The 16,927-nt window shown below is 50.7% G+C and carries 13 protein-coding genes; 3 read left to right on the top strand and 10 right to left on the bottom strand.

Features of this window, described 5'->3' with window-relative positions; genetic code table 11:
- Positions 1 to 26 precede the first annotated feature (26 nt).
- On the bottom strand, positions 27 to 443 hold the full coding sequence (locus ACXAGD_RS23105; protein ID WP_475214514.1) for a VOC family protein: 417 nt from the start codon (positions 441 to 443) through the stop codon (positions 27 to 29).
- A gap of 447 nt (positions 444 to 890) precedes the next feature.
- Here ACXAGD_RS23105 and ACXAGD_RS23100 point away from each other — a divergent pair, with 447 nt between their 5' ends.
- Positions 891 to 1,133 carry a WGR domain-containing protein gene (locus tag ACXAGD_RS23100; RefSeq protein ID WP_475214620.1) on the top strand — a complete coding sequence of 81 codons (243 nt, stop codon included), beginning with the start codon at positions 891 to 893 and terminating at the stop codon, positions 1,131 to 1,133.
- A 473-nt stretch (positions 1,134 to 1,606) separates the two neighbouring features.
- Here ACXAGD_RS23100 and ACXAGD_RS23095 read toward each other — a convergent pair whose 3' ends face one another.
- Entirely contained in the window at positions 1,607 to 3,487 is a 1,881-nt protein-coding gene (locus ACXAGD_RS23095) for a hypothetical protein (RefSeq protein ID WP_475214512.1), read from the bottom strand.
- Between the two features lie 193 nt (positions 3,488 to 3,680).
- Positions 3,681 to 4,718, bottom strand: a complete 1,038-nt coding sequence (locus tag ACXAGD_RS23090; RefSeq protein ID WP_475214510.1) for an endonuclease/exonuclease/phosphatase family protein — start codon at positions 4,716 to 4,718, stop codon at positions 3,681 to 3,683.
- Positions 4,719 to 5,295: 577 nt separating this feature from the next.
- On the opposite strand from ACXAGD_RS23090, the gene ACXAGD_RS23085 reads away from it, so the two are divergent.
- Positions 5,296 to 6,048, top strand: coding sequence for an SGNH/GDSL hydrolase family protein (locus ACXAGD_RS23085; RefSeq protein ID WP_475214508.1), 753 nt, complete (start codon positions 5,296 to 5,298; stop codon positions 6,046 to 6,048).
- A gap of 295 nt (positions 6,049 to 6,343) precedes the next feature.
- Here ACXAGD_RS23085 and ACXAGD_RS23080 read toward each other — a convergent pair whose 3' ends face one another.
- A complete protein-coding gene (locus tag ACXAGD_RS23080; RefSeq protein ID WP_475214506.1) occupies positions 6,344 to 8,698 on the bottom strand; it encodes a hypothetical protein in 2,355 nt (784 codons plus the stop codon).
- Positions 8,699 to 8,857: 159 nt separating this feature from the next.
- On the opposite strand from ACXAGD_RS23080, the gene ACXAGD_RS23075 reads away from it, so the two are divergent.
- On the top strand, positions 8,858 to 9,976 hold the full coding sequence (locus tag ACXAGD_RS23075) for a hypothetical protein (RefSeq protein WP_475214504.1): 1,119 nt from the start codon (positions 8,858 to 8,860) through the stop codon (positions 9,974 to 9,976).
- A gap of 214 nt (positions 9,977 to 10,190) precedes the next feature.
- On the opposite strand, the gene ACXAGD_RS23070 is transcribed toward ACXAGD_RS23075, so the two are convergent.
- From ACXAGD_RS23070 to ACXAGD_RS23045, 6 genes are all read right to left on the bottom strand, one after another.
- A complete protein-coding gene (locus ACXAGD_RS23070) occupies positions 10,191 to 11,351 on the bottom strand; it encodes an IS30 family transposase (RefSeq protein ID WP_475214416.1) in 1,161 nt (386 codons plus the stop codon).
- A gap of 271 nt (positions 11,352 to 11,622) precedes the next feature.
- A complete protein-coding gene (locus ACXAGD_RS23065) occupies positions 11,623 to 14,520 on the bottom strand; it encodes a cold shock domain-containing protein (protein ID WP_475214502.1) in 2,898 nt (965 codons plus the stop codon).
- Positions 14,521 to 14,981: 461 nt separating this feature from the next.
- A complete protein-coding gene (locus ACXAGD_RS23060; protein ID WP_475214500.1) occupies positions 14,982 to 15,524 on the bottom strand; it encodes a hypothetical protein in 543 nt (180 codons plus the stop codon).
- 102 nt (positions 15,525 to 15,626) lie between these two features.
- Positions 15,627 to 16,169 carry a hypothetical protein gene (locus ACXAGD_RS23055; RefSeq protein WP_475214498.1) on the bottom strand — a complete coding sequence of 181 codons (543 nt, stop codon included), beginning with the start codon at positions 16,167 to 16,169 and terminating at the stop codon, positions 15,627 to 15,629.
- 12 nt (positions 16,170 to 16,181) lie between these two features.
- Positions 16,182 to 16,604 carry a PIN domain-containing protein gene (locus ACXAGD_RS23050; RefSeq protein ID WP_475214496.1) on the bottom strand — a complete coding sequence of 141 codons (423 nt, stop codon included), beginning with the start codon at positions 16,602 to 16,604 and terminating at the stop codon, positions 16,182 to 16,184.
- Complete coding sequence (locus tag ACXAGD_RS23045; RefSeq protein ID WP_475214494.1) at positions 16,601 to 16,834, bottom strand: FitA-like ribbon-helix-helix domain-containing protein; 234 nt, start codon at positions 16,832 to 16,834, stop codon at positions 16,601 to 16,603. The genes ACXAGD_RS23050 and ACXAGD_RS23045 overlap by 4 nt, the downstream gene beginning before the upstream one ends.
- Positions 16,835 to 16,927 lie beyond the last annotated feature (93 nt).

Below are 16,927 nucleotides of genomic sequence, written 5' to 3'. Positions count from 1 at the left end.
CAGCGGTCTTGACCCTCATCGACCGCTTAGCCGTCTCGGCCCGGTTCGTTCGGATTGCTGGAGAACAGTGCGATCTTGTTACCTTGGGGATCGCGAACGTATCCAACATAAAAGTTGGGTCCGTAAGTGTCTCGAAATCCGGGTTGCCCATCATCGAGACCACCGGCGGCAATGGCGGCGGCGTAGAGGTCTCGAACCTGCTGTTGATTTTGCGCTTCGAACGCGACCATTGTTCCGTTTCCGGCGGAGGCGGCGGCGCCGTCGAAAGGTGACTTCACGTAGAATTCGGGAAGGACAGCGGTTTGGCCAGGTTGTACAGGCAGCGCATAGCTCAAATCGCCTTGGTGCGTATCTTGCTGGTAGCCAAGTGCTGGAAGAAAGGCGTCATAAAATCGCTGGGCACGCTCGATGTCATCAACGCCAAATGTAACATAGGCAATCATTCTTGAAACGCCTTTCAGTTTGCCTTTAGAACCCCACGGCTCCCAAAATCTTAGTGCGTACCACTTGGCCTCCCTACGTCTTTGTCAACTAAGCGACATCAGGCAGGAGAAACATCTCACGCGCTGCGTCTGCGTGCAGCCGTTCGCTATCATACCATTTCATCAACACATCTTTCGACATCAAATCGGCGTTAGTGCAAACAAAGGTATCGAAGTCGAGTACGGGGCAGTTGCCCAGTCTCTGCAATCAGGCTCATGAAGGCACAGGTGATCATGAGATTAAACTTCTTCGGCCCACCAGCTTTTGCAGCAAATGTTCTGATGCCCTTCGCGTAATTGGCCGCCGGATCGATAAAGTCGTGCTTGGCGAGTAGATCGAAGGCTACACGAACATGATCTGCCTGGTGAAATGTGTAGTCGCGCAAAAAAAGCGGACATTGAGAAAGAATTTCGGAATTTCTTCACGTTCCGGGCAATCAGCTGCTCCGAAGTCGCATTGCGCTTCAGAATCTGGCGCTTCGACGAAATCTCAGAGTCCGATGTCTTGGTTGGGGGCGTTTTGGAACCCGGGGCCGGCATCTCCAAGATTGGTGCGCGACACAGACCGAGGCTGAATCTGCACTTGCCGATCTAGTCGAGCAAAAGCTGGCGTGCAATTGTCTAATCAAGCTGCCCGTGTCTGAATCCTAAGGGATCTAGAGTGTCGATATTTGGGAAATGGTCAAAGCAGAATGTTCCTAAGAAAGGTTGGGATTGCATCGGCTTTGAGGATCTCGGCGAACCCTCCACCCAATGCAAGTGTGCAAAAGTTAAGACACCGGTATTTGCACCGGATCCAGCACCCTGACTATCCACATATTCTTGAATGTGGCTGCGTGTGTCCGGCGAGATGGAGGAAGACTACGCGGCCGCGTCAAAACGGGAAACTGACAGCAAAAATCTTTCCCTGCGCCGCGCGTTGGCCGAAACAAAAGTGGAAGATCTCACAAGGCAGACGCCACTACCTAAAACCGGACGGTTGAGGGCTTTGTGGGCCATTATTTTTAGATACCGCACGAAACGCGTGTTATCCTACATGATTTAGAACACACGCAGAACCTTGAAGCCAGACGCCTAAGGCAAAAGAGAAATTGGGGATTGATTGGTAATGGCAGAGGCTCCTCTTAGGTAAGTGAACTGCAGTCAACACCGTCGAATTTGAAGGCCTCTCCGCTAGGCATCGTGAAGATCATTACGTTGTTCTTCAATTCCATCTCAAATGTGCTTACCCCGCCAAATATCGATTGGATGGTAGCCTCATAGGTTCCATCCCCAAAGTCAGTGATAGAGGCAATCGTTGCGCGTTGCTCAAAATATAAAAGATCGCCGCCAGCGTTGTTGCCGTACGTGTCCATCAGCCCCGGCAATGTAAACCCGGGTATAGTCATGTTCGTGGACAAATCAGAAGCAACTGTCAGTACATCAGGGAAATGGTCCCAAACTCCCTCAATCGTCTGTACATTGCCCTGATTGCGGGTCCAGATCGAGCCGTCCCAGTCCAATGTTGTGCCATCGGCGGTGACCGAAAACCGGCGCTTTCCGTCCGAGATATGATACCGCCCGTCTGCCTCGATGCGGAGATAATAAATCTGCTTCGCATCCTTAGTCTGGACTTTCCAGCATCCGACAAATTGAGCGGGAACGATGGCCGTCGATGGGCCGGTTGAGAATGCTTGAATACCTGTCCGCCCTTTCTGGATGTCAAAATGCGGGAAGCTTGATGCCGGGTGAGCCTTGATCACGATCCCGCGTTTCATGAGGTTGATGACCCGGGGTATCATCGAAAGCGGAATGACGAGGAAGATGAACGCCCCAAAGCAGCTCATGAAATAGACGACCGCCTTCCAATCCCATCCATCCAGGATCACTGGTGTCAGTGCAGGCAAGACGAATGTCAAAAGCGCGAGCGGTGCGAGCAACAAGAAATAGGCAACACCAATGCCGACATGTTTGTTTAGACCATAAAAGGCGTAATATCCTGGGAGATTGCCGATCACCTCATCTTTGACCTTACTCTCCGGAGCATAGCGCAATGCGCGCAGTGTGTAGGTTGCTATAGCCAGCGCACAAAACACTAAGATTAACGGAGCGATAAGGATGGCGTCACGCAGTTGAAGCGGAATTGATACAACCGGAATGGTCACAGTGCTTGTTTGACCGGTAGCCCGCAAATCCAACTGAACTTTTCTTGCCTGGGCCTGTTCCAGGAATTGGCTGGTCTGGTGAAGTGTCAGGCGTTTACGGCGTCGCTCCTCTTCTTCGCTATTGGCATTCTGAGGTGAGGTGATCCAAGCAGTCCACACCTTTTGCGAAAAAGCTCGGACATCACGGATGTCATCACTCATGGTTCTGACCCGAAGAGCGTCGAGTGTAGCAATGTGCTCCGTCAGATCGCTCTCCGCCCGCAAAGCTGCTTCAAGATTGTCAAAAGCCTCCAACCAGTCGGGCAATCCCAATGATGCGATCCAATGATAGCGTACGGCATCTTCTACCCGCAGAGCAGCGATCGAGTCCGCCAACAAATAGGATCCGGAAGAATGCTCGGCCAAGAGCAATTGTTCCGTCTCGTCAATATGCGGGAACTCACCCATTTGATCGGATCCGTCATTTAGCATGAGCAGCGCTCCGATCTGATTTTTGGGAATGTTAATAGCAACGCGGTCGTCGACGCTGAGGTTTGATTTTGCGAGCATCAGGTCCGAGATAGCCCTAATTTTGGCAATCAGTTCACTTCGCTGGCGTCGCATCGAGTCTATGGCCTGTCGTTCTGTTTCGAAGCCAGGTGACAGGTAGGCAAAGGAACGCAACTCCTGCGCCAGGCGTGCTGCATCTCCTTCCATAGGTCCATAAAACTCAATGATTTGCTGATTGATGTTCCTTTCAATTCTATGGGTACGAAAATCCAAAAAGGCTGTTGCCAATATCAATGCCGTCGTTAGCCACATCAGGATGTAGTAGTTGTTGGCCCGACCAAAACTTTCCTCTGATGCCTCAATGTGATCCATTAGAATGTCCTTGATACCAAATAACGAAGCTCACGCTGATTTCTGTTTGTTTGCAAAGTCCAGGTAATTGATATTTTGGGTAACAATCTATCCAGCTTGCGGGCGCCGATCTCTTTAGTTGACGCTCGCAACAGAGAAGATTTGACGTCGATAGGCTCGGATCACCTCACCTCTGGAAAGCAATAGTTGGCGGTTAGTAAGAGAGCAGCGTTGTGACCGGGATATGATCGCTCGGACGCTCATGCCGCTTGTTCCCTGAGTTTTTAACTTGGGCTTCAAAGGCATCGTGTTCGATCACACCATCGGATTGATCGATGGTAAATGGCGCATCTCCGTGCCTAAGTGACGTCGAAACCATTATGTGGTCGAGCAGCACTTTCACTTCACGACCGCCCTGCGTGGCGTCCCTGAATTCGGCCGTATAAGCCTTTGCTCGATCTGGATCGAGCCATTCCCGTGCCAGAGCGTGATGCATGAGCGCCTCCTCACGATGAAAGCCGCCTCGCAATTCATCAACGATGTTTGTCAGAAGGAACTTTTCTTCGAAGATATCGCGATTTGGCCCTTCGTTCAGGTCGCCGATCAGGATGCATCCAGCCGTCCGTCCACTCAAAATAGCATGTGTGAGATAGCGACGTATCGCGGCTAATTCGCCGGACAGTCGTTGCCTTGATTCAAGCGCGCTGACAATGGCATCTTCATCTCTGTTCTCCCATTGGTTCGCACTTCGGAGGTCGGAAATTTTCGACTTTGTATGGAAAATCATCAACTCGACTGTTTCGCCTGGCCTCGACGGTGAAGTAAGCGAAAGCACGACGGGTTTTCTCGGAATTTTCTTGGCTGATACCCGCTCGACCTCGGTCCAAGTGTAGTATTCGACATTGCGGGAAAGATACTCATAGATCTTGTGCGTTTCGGGGAGCTGTTTGACACCAATATCAATGCCCTTTCGAACCAGAGCATGGTTCGTTTGCGCTCCGCTTGGCATCGTGTAAATGTCGAATTCGTTGTCGAGGTACTTCCGAACAAAGGCTCTCATGCGGGCTTTGTTGCTAGGGCCCTCCTGAACCCCCAAAATGTCGGGACGAATGTCCTTAATAACTCCGGCGACCCGCTGACAGGTTTCTTCGATCGCATCCGCAGTTTTGAATTTTGCTGTGCCAGTTGGCGTTGTTTGAAAAAACTTGTTCATCCATTGGATGTTCCAAGTCGTCAACTTAATTGAGGGCATGGCTGCCTCCCCCTACAAATAAGAATAGGGTTACTTATAGTTGCAACTGAATCAACCCTTGGAGTTCTTGGCAGAGACCCGTTCGCCAAAAGAGCAATGTCACACAAGAAGTTTGAGCACTGCTCGATCCCAATTTACTGGCAGGCCACCGCAAACATGTGGCTCGCTAACACGGCTAATGTTGTACCTAATCCAGGGATGAACTCTTCAATGAGAAGTCTTGGGTCTGCTTGCGCAGGGTGCAACTCGTTAAGCTGGTTGGTTTTTCGCAAACCCACGCTCACTCCCAGGTCGCCGGGTTTGATAACGAATTCTTACCCGTCGAAACGACTGCGTGCACCGGTTCGGTAAACCCGCCGACTCCGGGAGCGTTAACCAGAGACAGACAATCAAGGGTAACGCTAGTCGAACTGTAATCCTGAACTGAAAATACTTGCACACTCCTGAAACTCTAGCGGGCGTCGAGGCGTATGTTTTCCTGCAAGGGCGAGAGATTTGCGGCTGCAACCAAAGCTTCGGGTAGCTGCCACAAAATGGAGACCAACTCCCGCCAACTTCACGAAAAGGAGAAGCCAAAATGGGAGATAAGTATTTAGCAGTCAGCGTTCGGACACAAGTGGCCCCCAGAGTAAGGTTCGACGTGTTAAAGAAAGGGCTTTTAGTAGTCGGTGCGTTAGGCGTTCTGCTTGGGTGTCAGGAGTCTCCTTCCAACACTCCGAGCGCAAAGGTAATCGCTGTAGGCGACTCGATGATGGCATGGAATGCGACTGTTGGCTCTTCAATCCCAGATGTGATCGAGGAGTCCATAGGATCTCCGGTGGTTGATCGCTCGGTCTCAGCCGCGTGGCTACAAACGCAGTTCGATGAAGACGGCTCGCCGAAGTCCGGGGTTCAGGCTCAGTTTGTCCAGGGCGGCTGGTCCTGGGCCGTCGTAAACGGCGGCGGAAATGATCTGATGCTAGGCTGTGGGTGTACGAGATGTGACGCGGTGATCGATAATTTAATTACGGAAGATGGTCAAAGAGGGCAGATTCCGCACTTTCTGCGTCAAATCCGTGAAACAGGTACTCGCGTGATCTATGTTGGGTATCTGCGCAGCCCCGGCCTGATCACACCGATTGAACATTGCAAAGCTGAAGGCGACGAATTGGAGGCCCGGATTGCCAAGCTGGCAGATTTGGACGAAGGCATTACCTTTGTCTCAAACCAGGACGTGGCTCAATCCGGAGATGCATCGTATTTTGCTTTCGACCGCATTCATCCATCACGCAAATCCAGCCGGATTATCGGCGAACGCATCGCGACGGTGATCAAGGCGCAGAGCTTCTAGCTCAGGCGTTTCCGACACAGTCTTTTGAGAAATCAGTGTCAGCAGGAATGTACACGAGAAATAGCGGAGGGTTGGTCCGGGAAAAGGTAGGATAGTACGTTAGCGAGAATTGCCAATCATGCAAAACGCGGCCAAGGTGCCGGAGGAGCCCTGAGCCGACATTGCCTCAGATTCTCGTATTTGCAGGCGCGGCATTGGAGCCCTGCCCAAATCTGATCTTGAGCTCGTCGTTTGATTTCTGCGGTCACAACTCTCTTTTCAGACATTCGCTGCGATTCAGTATTGTGCCGAAAATTCAAGCCTTGCGAGCTTTGCGAACACCGCGCCGTACTTGGTATCGTTCGTCTTCAAAGTATGGGGAAAGGCCCAAGTAGATTGCTTGAGTGGCTTCTGACAAACCTCGCAACTTGTTGGTGTAATCGTAGTCATCGTACTTCGAGTAGGGCTCACCAAGGTCCTTCCATGTGGACCCGAGTGTGATGTCAAAGAAAAGTTCGTTCCCAGTGAGGAGAACAATTGGGTTGGTGGGTTCATATGATTTGTTTGGACGTCGGGCCCACTGCGCTAATCTCTTTAGTCTTACTTTTTCGTTATCTGTGAAATGGTTGCGAAGCACAGAGCAAATGATGATCGAACCTGGAAACCGCCCGGCCACTCTCTTTAGCCGCGCAACATCATCATCTTGAATTAGATCGCCTTTTCCAAATGATTTGGTCTCTCCAATTAAAAGATCAGGTTCAAGTGTCTCACCGAAGTGCTCTCGGGATCTCCATGCAATGAAGTCGACCTCGCAAGGAGGAGCGCCGTCCATGAAGTCTAAGTCAACTCCTGGAGCGAATGACATTGAAGGGTGGCCCGATCTCAGATCATTCAACAAATTGTAAGTTAGTAGCGTCGCATATGATCCGCGCGCGTAGTCGGTAGTTGCGAACGGGCCCATCACTCGGTAACCAAAGTTCCGGTTCTTTGTTGCAAGTTCTCCCTGGGGAAAAGGATAGCTTTCTAAGCACCTTGAGCAACGTACATTGAAGTCGACGTCACCAAGGCTGTGCCAATTCTGCGCCGCACACGTTGGACAAGTCGATGAAAGACCAAGCGACAGGATATTTCGGTCGGTAAAGTGTTTCGTGGTGATTTTCGGCAGCGGGCAACGTTTCTCCCGACGCTTCATCAAGCCTACCCAGTCGTTTGACGACCTTGTTTTAGGGTCGAATTGCTCCTCTTGGATGCCATCCGCAGATTTCCTGAAGCGTTTTCCGCCCGCCATCCCATTCAAATACTCAAGTGTTTCTACGTCCTTGAGTAGGTAGATGCCCCACGTCCCGTCCAATTGCCTCAGCACTTGCTTCGCTATGCGACCGGGTTCTGATAATTCTGCCTTAAAGCCAAGTTTATTTAACCATTGAACGACAGCCTCCTCTGCCGTCGACAACTGCACAGTTTGATCCATGTCTTTGTAGTTTTGACTAAAGACCCATCCCTCCGTTCCAACGACAACATGGTCGCCCAAGAAGTCAATGCGGAGCCAATCCGACGTTGTCGAATTGAATGGTAAAACCGTTGCGAACTCGCTGTCACGGTACGAACTAAAGTCTACTGCATTCACCCATCTCGCGCTGAGTGCACTTCCATACTGTGAAGCAAAACTTGGAGACAAAGCGCTAAATTGAACTGTTGGTTTGTCTTCTCGATTGACCTTGAGTTGCTCTCGTTTTGTGGCGGCCGTCACTCGAAGAGGACGCTCAACTGACATTTTGGGGTGAGCTTCTCGACGCCAAACCTCGTTGTTCCGAAGCTTCAGTACAACTGAGCCCTTTGGAAGGTCATCAGGTAGGATCGAATGTACCTTCTTTGCCTCGGCCTCACTAATCGAACGAGCTACCTCAATCGTTGCGTTATGCATGATGCCATTTGGATTGCCCTGAAGAGGACGATACTCGTGCCGAATTATTCTTGCGAGATCTTCTGACAGATCATCCAACCAAAAGACGGGTACTGGAACAATCGGCCAAGGTTCCAAACGAGCGTTCCAAAGGTCGATTACATCGGTCGTCTTTGACGGGTCATACACGAAAATCTTCACATCGTGCTGCCAGTTTCGATCAGTCTCAAGTTTGAAACTGGTCAGCTCTAGCGGTGTAAATGCTCCCTCCATAAAAGCGCGCCGCCATGTATCTATTGAAAACTCTGAAAGCTCCGGCTGATACACATCTTGGTAGCCTTGACCAAAATACCTGCTATCTTGACGGTTCGGAAAACACCCAAACATGGCCTCTGACGCCAGTGTCTTTGGAGCAGGTTTTACGAGGAGCGCGTCTCTTCGATCCCTCAACTCAAACTTACGTTCTGTGGCATACTTTTCCCGAAAAACATCGATCATGCTTAGTCCACGGGTCAACACTGCATAGTCTCTGTGTGGCTCGGCTCGGAGCAAATCCTCCAATGAAATAATATGATCGCGAAAAACTCGTCCGCGGCTCTGTGATATACCTGCTCGACCAGCGTGGCCTTCTCGCGCTTCAACTAAGATGTCTGGCTCAAAGAACTTCAAATAGCCTTTAGTAACATCAAGCCCCTTCACCGGTCGTTTGACTGTTGACTGCCATTCATCAGGGGCATTTCGAAAGATGGGAATGATCGGATTGAACATGCCTCCCCACAAGCAGGAGCAGATTCGCATAAACTTTCGGATAGATGCTTTGTCGTTAGGGCTTACCAGTAGAGCTATGCGAGTAGGGCGAAGTCGGATTTCGGCTGACAGTTCACTCAAGAGGCAATACCTTTGTAAGAAATTGTACTGTCGAGCATTATGGCACCAGATTTCAACAAGGCCACTATAGAAGCACTCGGAAAACGCGCTGGCTATCTGTGCAGCAACCCAGACTGCAGAGTGCCCACTGTCGGCCCTAACTCTGATCCTTCTGGAACCACAATCATCGGCGAGGCCGCGCATATTGCTGGCGCGCGACCCTCTAGCGCCAGGTACCGTCGCGGTTCAAACGATGCATTACGCGCGGACATCACGAACGGAATCTGGCTGTGCCGCAACTGTCATAAAACGGTCGATAACGATGAAAAGGGGCACCCTGAAGACCTACTTCTGCACTGGCGAGAGCAACACGAGAGTTTTGTGTTGGGACGGCTTGGCAAACCAGGTGATGACGTACGCCGCCGCCTTTTGGACGAAGAACTTGCGCCCTTCCAGGACAAACCTCCATTGGTACGTCGGCTTTTGATCGATAAGCCGCTTGGATGGGAGTGGAGACTAACTGCGGAGTTGCTTCGGCACTACAACACTGAAGTTTTTGAGAAGCTGGACGACCTCAGTGGCGGTCACTATCTGCGCCAACTTTCTTTCCTTGATGAGGCATCAGCCATAGTTTGGATTGACCAGAAGATTAGCGAAATGCAGGAGATATTTGGTCCTGTCGACGGGTTATTGAAGAAACTCACCCAGAGCTGGGGGGCGCCCGGCGAACCCGCCGACATTCGCGCGATAGATCGATCTGTCGCTTTGATCCACGATTGGCTTGAGCATGTATTGCGGTTCGAGGAATCGATTAGATTCACTAAATTGCCGGAAAACTTTCATATACTTCATGGGCTACTGGAAGGCGTTGTAGGTTCTCAGGCAACGAAGCTAAAAGAGCTTCCCGCAGAGTTGGACGAGATGGTGGCAATGATTGGCACAGATCACGGTGGAACGTTAGAAAACCCGTTGATTATTAAAAAGACGATTGAGATTTTTCTTCCAGATAAATGGCCTGAAAAATTTAACCAGGAATATCAAAGAGTCACAGGGACATATCTTAACCTACAAGAGGCTGAAGCTAAGCGGATTGCCCGTCCGTTCGCATGGCTGTACTTTTTGATATTCTTTTTCGTTACGTTTTTTGTCATTTCTTCTATCCTTGGTGGCACTCAGTAAAGACTTTGCAAATCTGGTCCCAATAACTGCATCGTTCCACAAGTTTATGGTGCCTTGCTACAGCGGCTAAAGTCTACTCCCCGTCCTCCCGACGTATCGCTTCGCGTATACAGCAGGTTTTTCGCGTATGCAGCGAAAGTCCGGTTGGTGGCTTGAACCCCTGCGTTGTCCTTCAAAGTGTAGCCGCGGCGAATGCCCACTTTGCGTTGCCGATTCAACCGATGGACGCAACACACTCTTGGAACTTCTCTGCCGGTGAGAAGTAATTCAAGGTTTTTCTGGGCCGCTCGTTGAGTTCGCGAGCTATGGCATCGAGATGTTGTTGGGTGTGCACGGAGAGGTCAGTACCTTTCGGGAAGTACTGGCGCAGAAGCCGGTTGGTGTTCTCGTTGGTGCCACGTTGCCAGGGGCTGTGCGGGTCGCAGAAGTAGATGTCGATATCGGTGGCCAAGGTCAGGCTCTTGTGATCGGCCAGTTCCTTGCCGCGGTCCCAAGTCAGAGTCTGGCGAAGCTCTCTCGGCAGATGCTGGACCTGAGCGGTCAGCGCAGCCACGACAGTCTGCGTTTCTTTCCCACCCACCTTCGCGAGCATGACATAGCGCGTGCGCCGCTCTACCAGCGTCGCGATGAAGCTGTTCTTTGAGCCCGCTATGAGATCGCCTTCCCAATGGCCGGGGATCGCGCGGTCCTCGACCGCGGCCGGACGCTCCCGGATCGAGATCGCATCCTTGATTTGACCGAGCCCATCGCGCTTCAGGCTCGCATGCCGGGATCGGCGGATGGCACGTGTAGCGCGCAGATGTGCAAGCAATTCCTTCTTCAAAACACCACGGGCCTGGATGAACAGGCTTCTGTAAATCGTTTCGTGAGACACGCGCGCGCCTTCGTCGTTGGGATGCTCGCGCTTCAACCAACCTGCAATTTGCTGCGGTGACCATTTGCGTTCGAGCTTCTTTGCTATTGTGTGACAGAGCTGCGGTTGCCCCGCCAGCTTGCAGAGCTTTGGCCGCTTAGCCCGATCCCAGGCCGCCAGGTCTGCGCTGGCCGCACGATAGACGCGTCGCCCGCCATTACGACGCACCTCCCGGCTGATCGTTGATGGCGCTCGACGAAGCTGACGGGCAATGGAACGAAAAGATAGCCTGGCTTTCAGACCCCGAGAGATTTCTTCACGTTCAGCCAGCGACATCGCCAGTCGTGAACGCCGCCTTTTCGGCGGGCGGATACCACCTGTCCGTGCCAGCAGCGGATAGATCGACGAGGAGTTCCGATCAAACAGTCGACCAATCGAGCTCATCGACTCTCCGCGTTGCCAACGATCCCAGATCTCCGCCCTTTGCTGCTCTGTAAAATAAATTCGACGTCGATAGGCCATTCCAACACTCCATCTTTGCTCTCGAAGTGAAGTGTTACGTCGATCCATTGAGACCGCCGGACAGAACGGACTTTCGCTGCGGCCGCAATTTTCTGGGCAATGCAGGGGATAAAAAGGCCACACAGCTGCCGTTCGCTACATTTGCGGCATGGATCGCCCCAGACGGCAGCAATGCCAGGAATGCAGACACCGCAAACCCTGCGAAACGTTGGTACTAACACAAAATGGCAGTATGCTGACCATAACCGGTGCAATCCAAAAGGCAGTACAATTAAAGAAACCGAAGTATCTTCCTTACCTGCCCGGTACTTCCATCAGCGCTAATTTTGACCTCAGCTTCAAAAGTGCTTTCATCACTTAACTGGCTGAGGTCGCTGGTGCTTAGTGTTGAGTAGTGAAAAAACGCGTCCCTCTCATACCCTTCAATTGCGGCGAATCCATAACCGCGCTCAGGGATGATTTTGACCACTTCGCAGCGAAACACCCTAACGACATCAGGGTCAGTATTAACCTTGTGAATTTTGGAGATAGCGAGCCCTTTTGGCTGCCTTTCTACATCGCAGATAATATCATCACCATCTGAAATAGATGCAAACCCTGAGGCTTCTAAAACTTCTGCATGAAGAAAAACCTGCCCACTTACGCCGGAAACGTCGACGAATCCGTATCCCTTTCTTTCATCAAACCAATCCACCAATCCCGTCAGGTTTTTCCATGAAGGTTTTGCAAATCCTCCATTCCGCCGACCTTCCACCAAAGTCAGCAACCGAGCCGTTACTTCAGCTTGGCGAGAAAACTTAGGTTCATCGGGAATATTACCGACAAAAACACTGTCCTCGCGAATAATGTAATCGATGAAGGCCCTACGAATTTTCTTAAATCTCTCGAAGATACTGGCGCTACTCAGGTAAATTGCCGATATTTCGTCTGCGACTGACTGATCAACGATAGCGGTTGTTAGCGCCATCTGCTCCACAAATACAACACTGGTAAGTGCTAAATTCAGGTGCGCTTTGCCCGCGTGGGTAATCGCAATACTCAATCCGCCTTCCAGCTCTGATACAGACATATCAAATGGCTCTGCAAGCTTGGCATCAAGGAGTAACTTCAGACAAACATTTACTGAACTCTCTGCCACGCCAAGAACATCAAAGTAGTCAACAATGGACTGCAAACTTAAGTGTTTGTCATCAATGCTTCTGCCGACTTCGGAAGTCGCTTCAAGCAAAGCTAGTATTCTCAGAGCTAGCAAGGGTGATTGACGAAACTTGGAGTCCACCTGGAAGACTGGAAGGATGCTGTGCTCATCTTTCGGCCTAAAGAGTTGATAGTCCCCTTTCATCAGAGCCACCAAGAACCGGTTGTAGTCGGCGGATATCGGTTGTCCGGAAACGTAGGAATAGACCAGTTCATCGATATCAAACACTGCGGACGTCATCACGCGACGAGCGAGCTCTAGCGTCCGGCGGATATTATAGTTTGACAACTCGCCTAGGGTTTTGGCGGTGTTTTCTTGACCAATGAAGACAGCCTCTAGGGCACTCGCGAATCCATCAAGGTCTTCGATCGAGACCCGGATGCCCTTGGACAGAAGATAGTCTCCTTGAGTTCCGTGGGAGGGCTGATCTTTCAATTGACGGCGAAGGTATTCGATTCGTTTAGCCAGGATGTCTCTGGGTGAAGGAGTGGGTAAAAAAAACGACTTAGATTTGTAAATTCCGAAGATGTCAGACTTGCTGAAGTTCCAAGCCGTTTTATCAGTGATCGGGAAAATAACCAAAGCATGTTCGACGTGGCGCCTCAGTGCTTGGGTCAATTGAAAAATTGAGGTTTTTTGTTCTGGGCTGAACTCATCCAGATTATCAATGATTAACACTGGGAGCTTTCCGCGATTTTTGGCTACATCGGCCAAAAGCCTTTTTAGGTAACCCTCTCTGTCTTTTTCGACCATTTCATCGAGAAATTTCCCAAACTCAACTTGGAACGCACCCTTGTCTGATCTGTAGAGAGCGGCACCTGTTCCGTCTCTTCTGCGCGCGTACTCTCTGTAATACATACCTTTTAGATCGTCATAGTCAGGGTGACCGTTCTCATATAGCTTTTGCTCTAGCGCCTCTATGAGAGCCTCAATGAGCCAGCTTGTTATCCCTGAGTCCGCACCACCCGCGTCAAGGAAACTTATGCGAACATCAACACAGTTGTCCCTAACGGTCCTGTCTAGCGTTTTACGAAAGAACCGATCAATGAACGTGGTTTTCCCAGATCCGGTCGGCCCGACGATAAAAACGGTTTGCCCTTCATCAATCGCAATAGCTGCCTTAACAAGTTTGGTAAGCCTTTCATCAACCGTTCCACTCTCGGCCTGAATGTTACCTAGTATCCGCGCGGTAATTTTCTCCAAGGAAAAATCCGCAATTCGACTCTCACGCGTTTCTACAAAACACTCAATTAAGAGGTCTGGATCATCGTCACCCCGCATCTTCCCGAAGAACTTGTCAAACACCCTATCCAAGTCAAAAGCCAGGTCTGACTTTCGTGCTAGATTTACTTCACTGTCCTCGAACGGAGCGAGCAGTTCCTGCTCTAGGAGAACCCGTGGGTTATGGATTTCATCGAAGCATTGTTTGTAAGTTCTTGAAGTAACATGTGGCTTGGAAAGTAAGTCAAAGAAAAGACTAAACGAATTTTGTACAGCTTTGAGCGATGGGAATACAAATGCTTCAGCGTCTAGATAATTTTTTCCTGGGACCGTTGTTTTAAAAATTATCCAAGCGTTTCCATCAGTTAAGACGGCGAACGGCAAGCCTTTATCGTCTGCATAACTTCTTGACTGCGTAATTTCAGCCCGAACTTTCTTAAACGCTGACCCTGAGAGTTTTAGCGATCGCTGCCGATCTACTTGCGTGAGTTCCAAGTCCAGTAGGTTTAGCTTCTTGGCCTCTATGACAAACTCAGGACAATCTGGGCGGCCAACAATATAGTCGGAATACCCGCTAGGATGATGTCTTTCTAGATTCAAGTCTGCGGGCGCCCAGCAGAGTACTTCAAAAAGAACCTCGTTGATTAGTTTTACCTTGGCATCTTCTTCAGACAGGATCTGATCTTTGGATTCTTGAAAAAACGCGGCGACTTCGTCCAGTTTTTTCTCGGAAATATCGAGCTGTTCCATGAAATTTCTTCTTACATTCTCAATGCTCGCACAAAGTGGAAATTGTGCACGGCGATACTGCATTCAATGCTTATGGCCTTTTCCTTTCTATGGGAAGTCGATGTCTATCTAGGAGCAGGGCTTCTGCGCAAGAAAACTGCAGCTCTACGCCACGTCGGTCGTGTCTAATACGTTTCGAGCGGGATTGGTTGCCCGCCTCTAACCACTTTCATGATAAGCTCGCAGAGGTCCTTTTCGTCACACGCCTTCCGCTTGACTCCGCCGAATTGAATGTCCGGACTGCGCCGGTTGCGACATGCTGCACGAGCGAAGCCTCAAATTATTGCGAAGGTCTGGTAAGGGCTCAAACCACACATTGCCTCCCAGCCTTTCCTGTATCAGTGTTGGCAGAAGAGACTTCCAAGAAAGGTGCCAAGGTCCGCTGTGCGGACAAAGCTGCCATTTGAGACAGCGGTCATACCTTAGATTTGCGACTGGTCAATCGAAGGTCGAAGTTCGTCGTCGCCATCGCATGCGTAAGACAGCTCAGAGCCATCTGAGAGTTGCATCACCAGTATTTCGCCATGGCGAGAAGGTTCGATGCTTGCTCTCACAACACTTTGCGTACGGATGCCATCATCAAGAAACTGCGGCAATATCAGCGTCCGCCCATACTCTGCCATGTCCACTGGATGAGGTTTTCCGGTCGCAACTTCAATGCTGCAACCTGCTGGACCAATAGAGATTTCGACTGCGTCTTCTTCTGCATCGGGCACCACCCAAACTCTAACGGGAAACTCCGAAATCATTTTGCTTCCGGACGGATGCTCATGTTTCTCGACATAATAATCTGAGAGCTTGCTGCCAACTAATTCGTTAACTGAAGGAGCCATACTCATCTCTTCTGGTATCTCGCCACTATACAACTCTAACTCACCAAACGACACCGGCACAATCTTCTCACTCTCGGAGCGCCTTGGTTGGATGCATTCAAGTCGAGGTAGCTTTGGGCTCAAACCAGACATGTACTGGTTTCCCTTCGTCTCGCGTTCACGTAAGAAAAAAGGCCCACCGAAGCGGGCCAGTATCTCTCGCCATGAGAGGAAATTCAAAGAGGTTCGTTAACGCTATCGGTTGCGCGCCCGATCCACAACGCCATCAGGAGTGATCGCCGTAATGCGGTTCTCAGAGCGGCGGGTCATCTCAATCCCGTCACCGGTCATTGTGGACTCGGCGTACTCAGTCCATTTGAAGATGCTGCCATCCGCTTCGACATGGGTTTCATCTTCAGCGGCACGGCGTTTTATGGAACCATCGTGGTGGATTTCGATAACGGTGTTGTCGGCCATCCGGACGGTGATGGAATGATCACCGACGGCGACGCCTTGCCACCAGATTGCAGCATCACGGCGCACAACGATCCGATTGGGATGCAGCTTGATTTGTACGTCCTGCGTGTCTTCTGGGTCGGCTGCTTTCACAATCACCAGAGCCTCTTGATCGGCAGGTTCACCATGGATCGACGCGCTTCCGTTCTTTGGTGACCAAAACTTCGGTTCGTTGCGCAGGCGTTTGTTCTGGTCCTTGTGGAACGCAATATACATCTGCGCGGACTTCCAGACGCGGCGAATGGCGCTCTCTGGTGCTGTTGGGGTGGTGGCTTTGGTCATTCTTCCAGTCCCTCAATCGGATGGGTGATCCCAAGGATTCAAAACATTGACGCCTAAGAACTGAAACGGCTTCACGTCCCTGGTTGCGACTGAAAAACCGTGTGTCTTTGCAATTGCCGCAATCTGCGCGTCTGCCAACTTTACGTCATAGGCTTTCGCTTCGGCTTGCATGGTTGCAAGGGCCTCCGCAGCCGCACGGTCAAATGGCAAAATCCGGTTGCCGCACAGACGGCCAAGCGTAAAGTCGAACCCCTTCCAAAGCGCAGCTTTCCGTTTGCCGTCAGGCAACAATTCGATCCCGTAACGAACCTCAAAGATGGTGATCGTCGTGGTATAAAACTGCGCGCTATGCAGCGCATTCAACCACCCAATCACCGCCTTGGAAGGGCTTTCCTTCATAGGGTCGGACAGTACATTTGTGTCTAGAATAATCACCCGAAGTCCGCCGGTTCTGCTTTGTCGTCACTACGTTCAATATCGGGCAAGAACGCATTAAGACCCTGCACATATTCAACAATCACGTCGCCAACCTTCTCGGCTGGCCGCGACGCCTCATCGAGAAGTTGCCGAGCGGCTTCCTCGGTGCTGATGCCACGTTCTGCCGCGACAAACCGAACGCGACTGTGAACGTCATCAGATAGATTTCTGACCGTCAGATTTGCCATTTCATCCTCCATGTTTGATAGTGATAGCATGCCGTTGATATGATAGCAGTGCAAGCAAATATCAAGTATGCTATCACTCCTTCATTACGTTTC

The organism is Ruegeria sp. ABF4_144, from assembly GCF_056160045.1.
The sequence above is the reverse complement of the archived record's forward strand: the minus strand, read 5'-3'. Positions and strand labels throughout refer to the sequence as shown.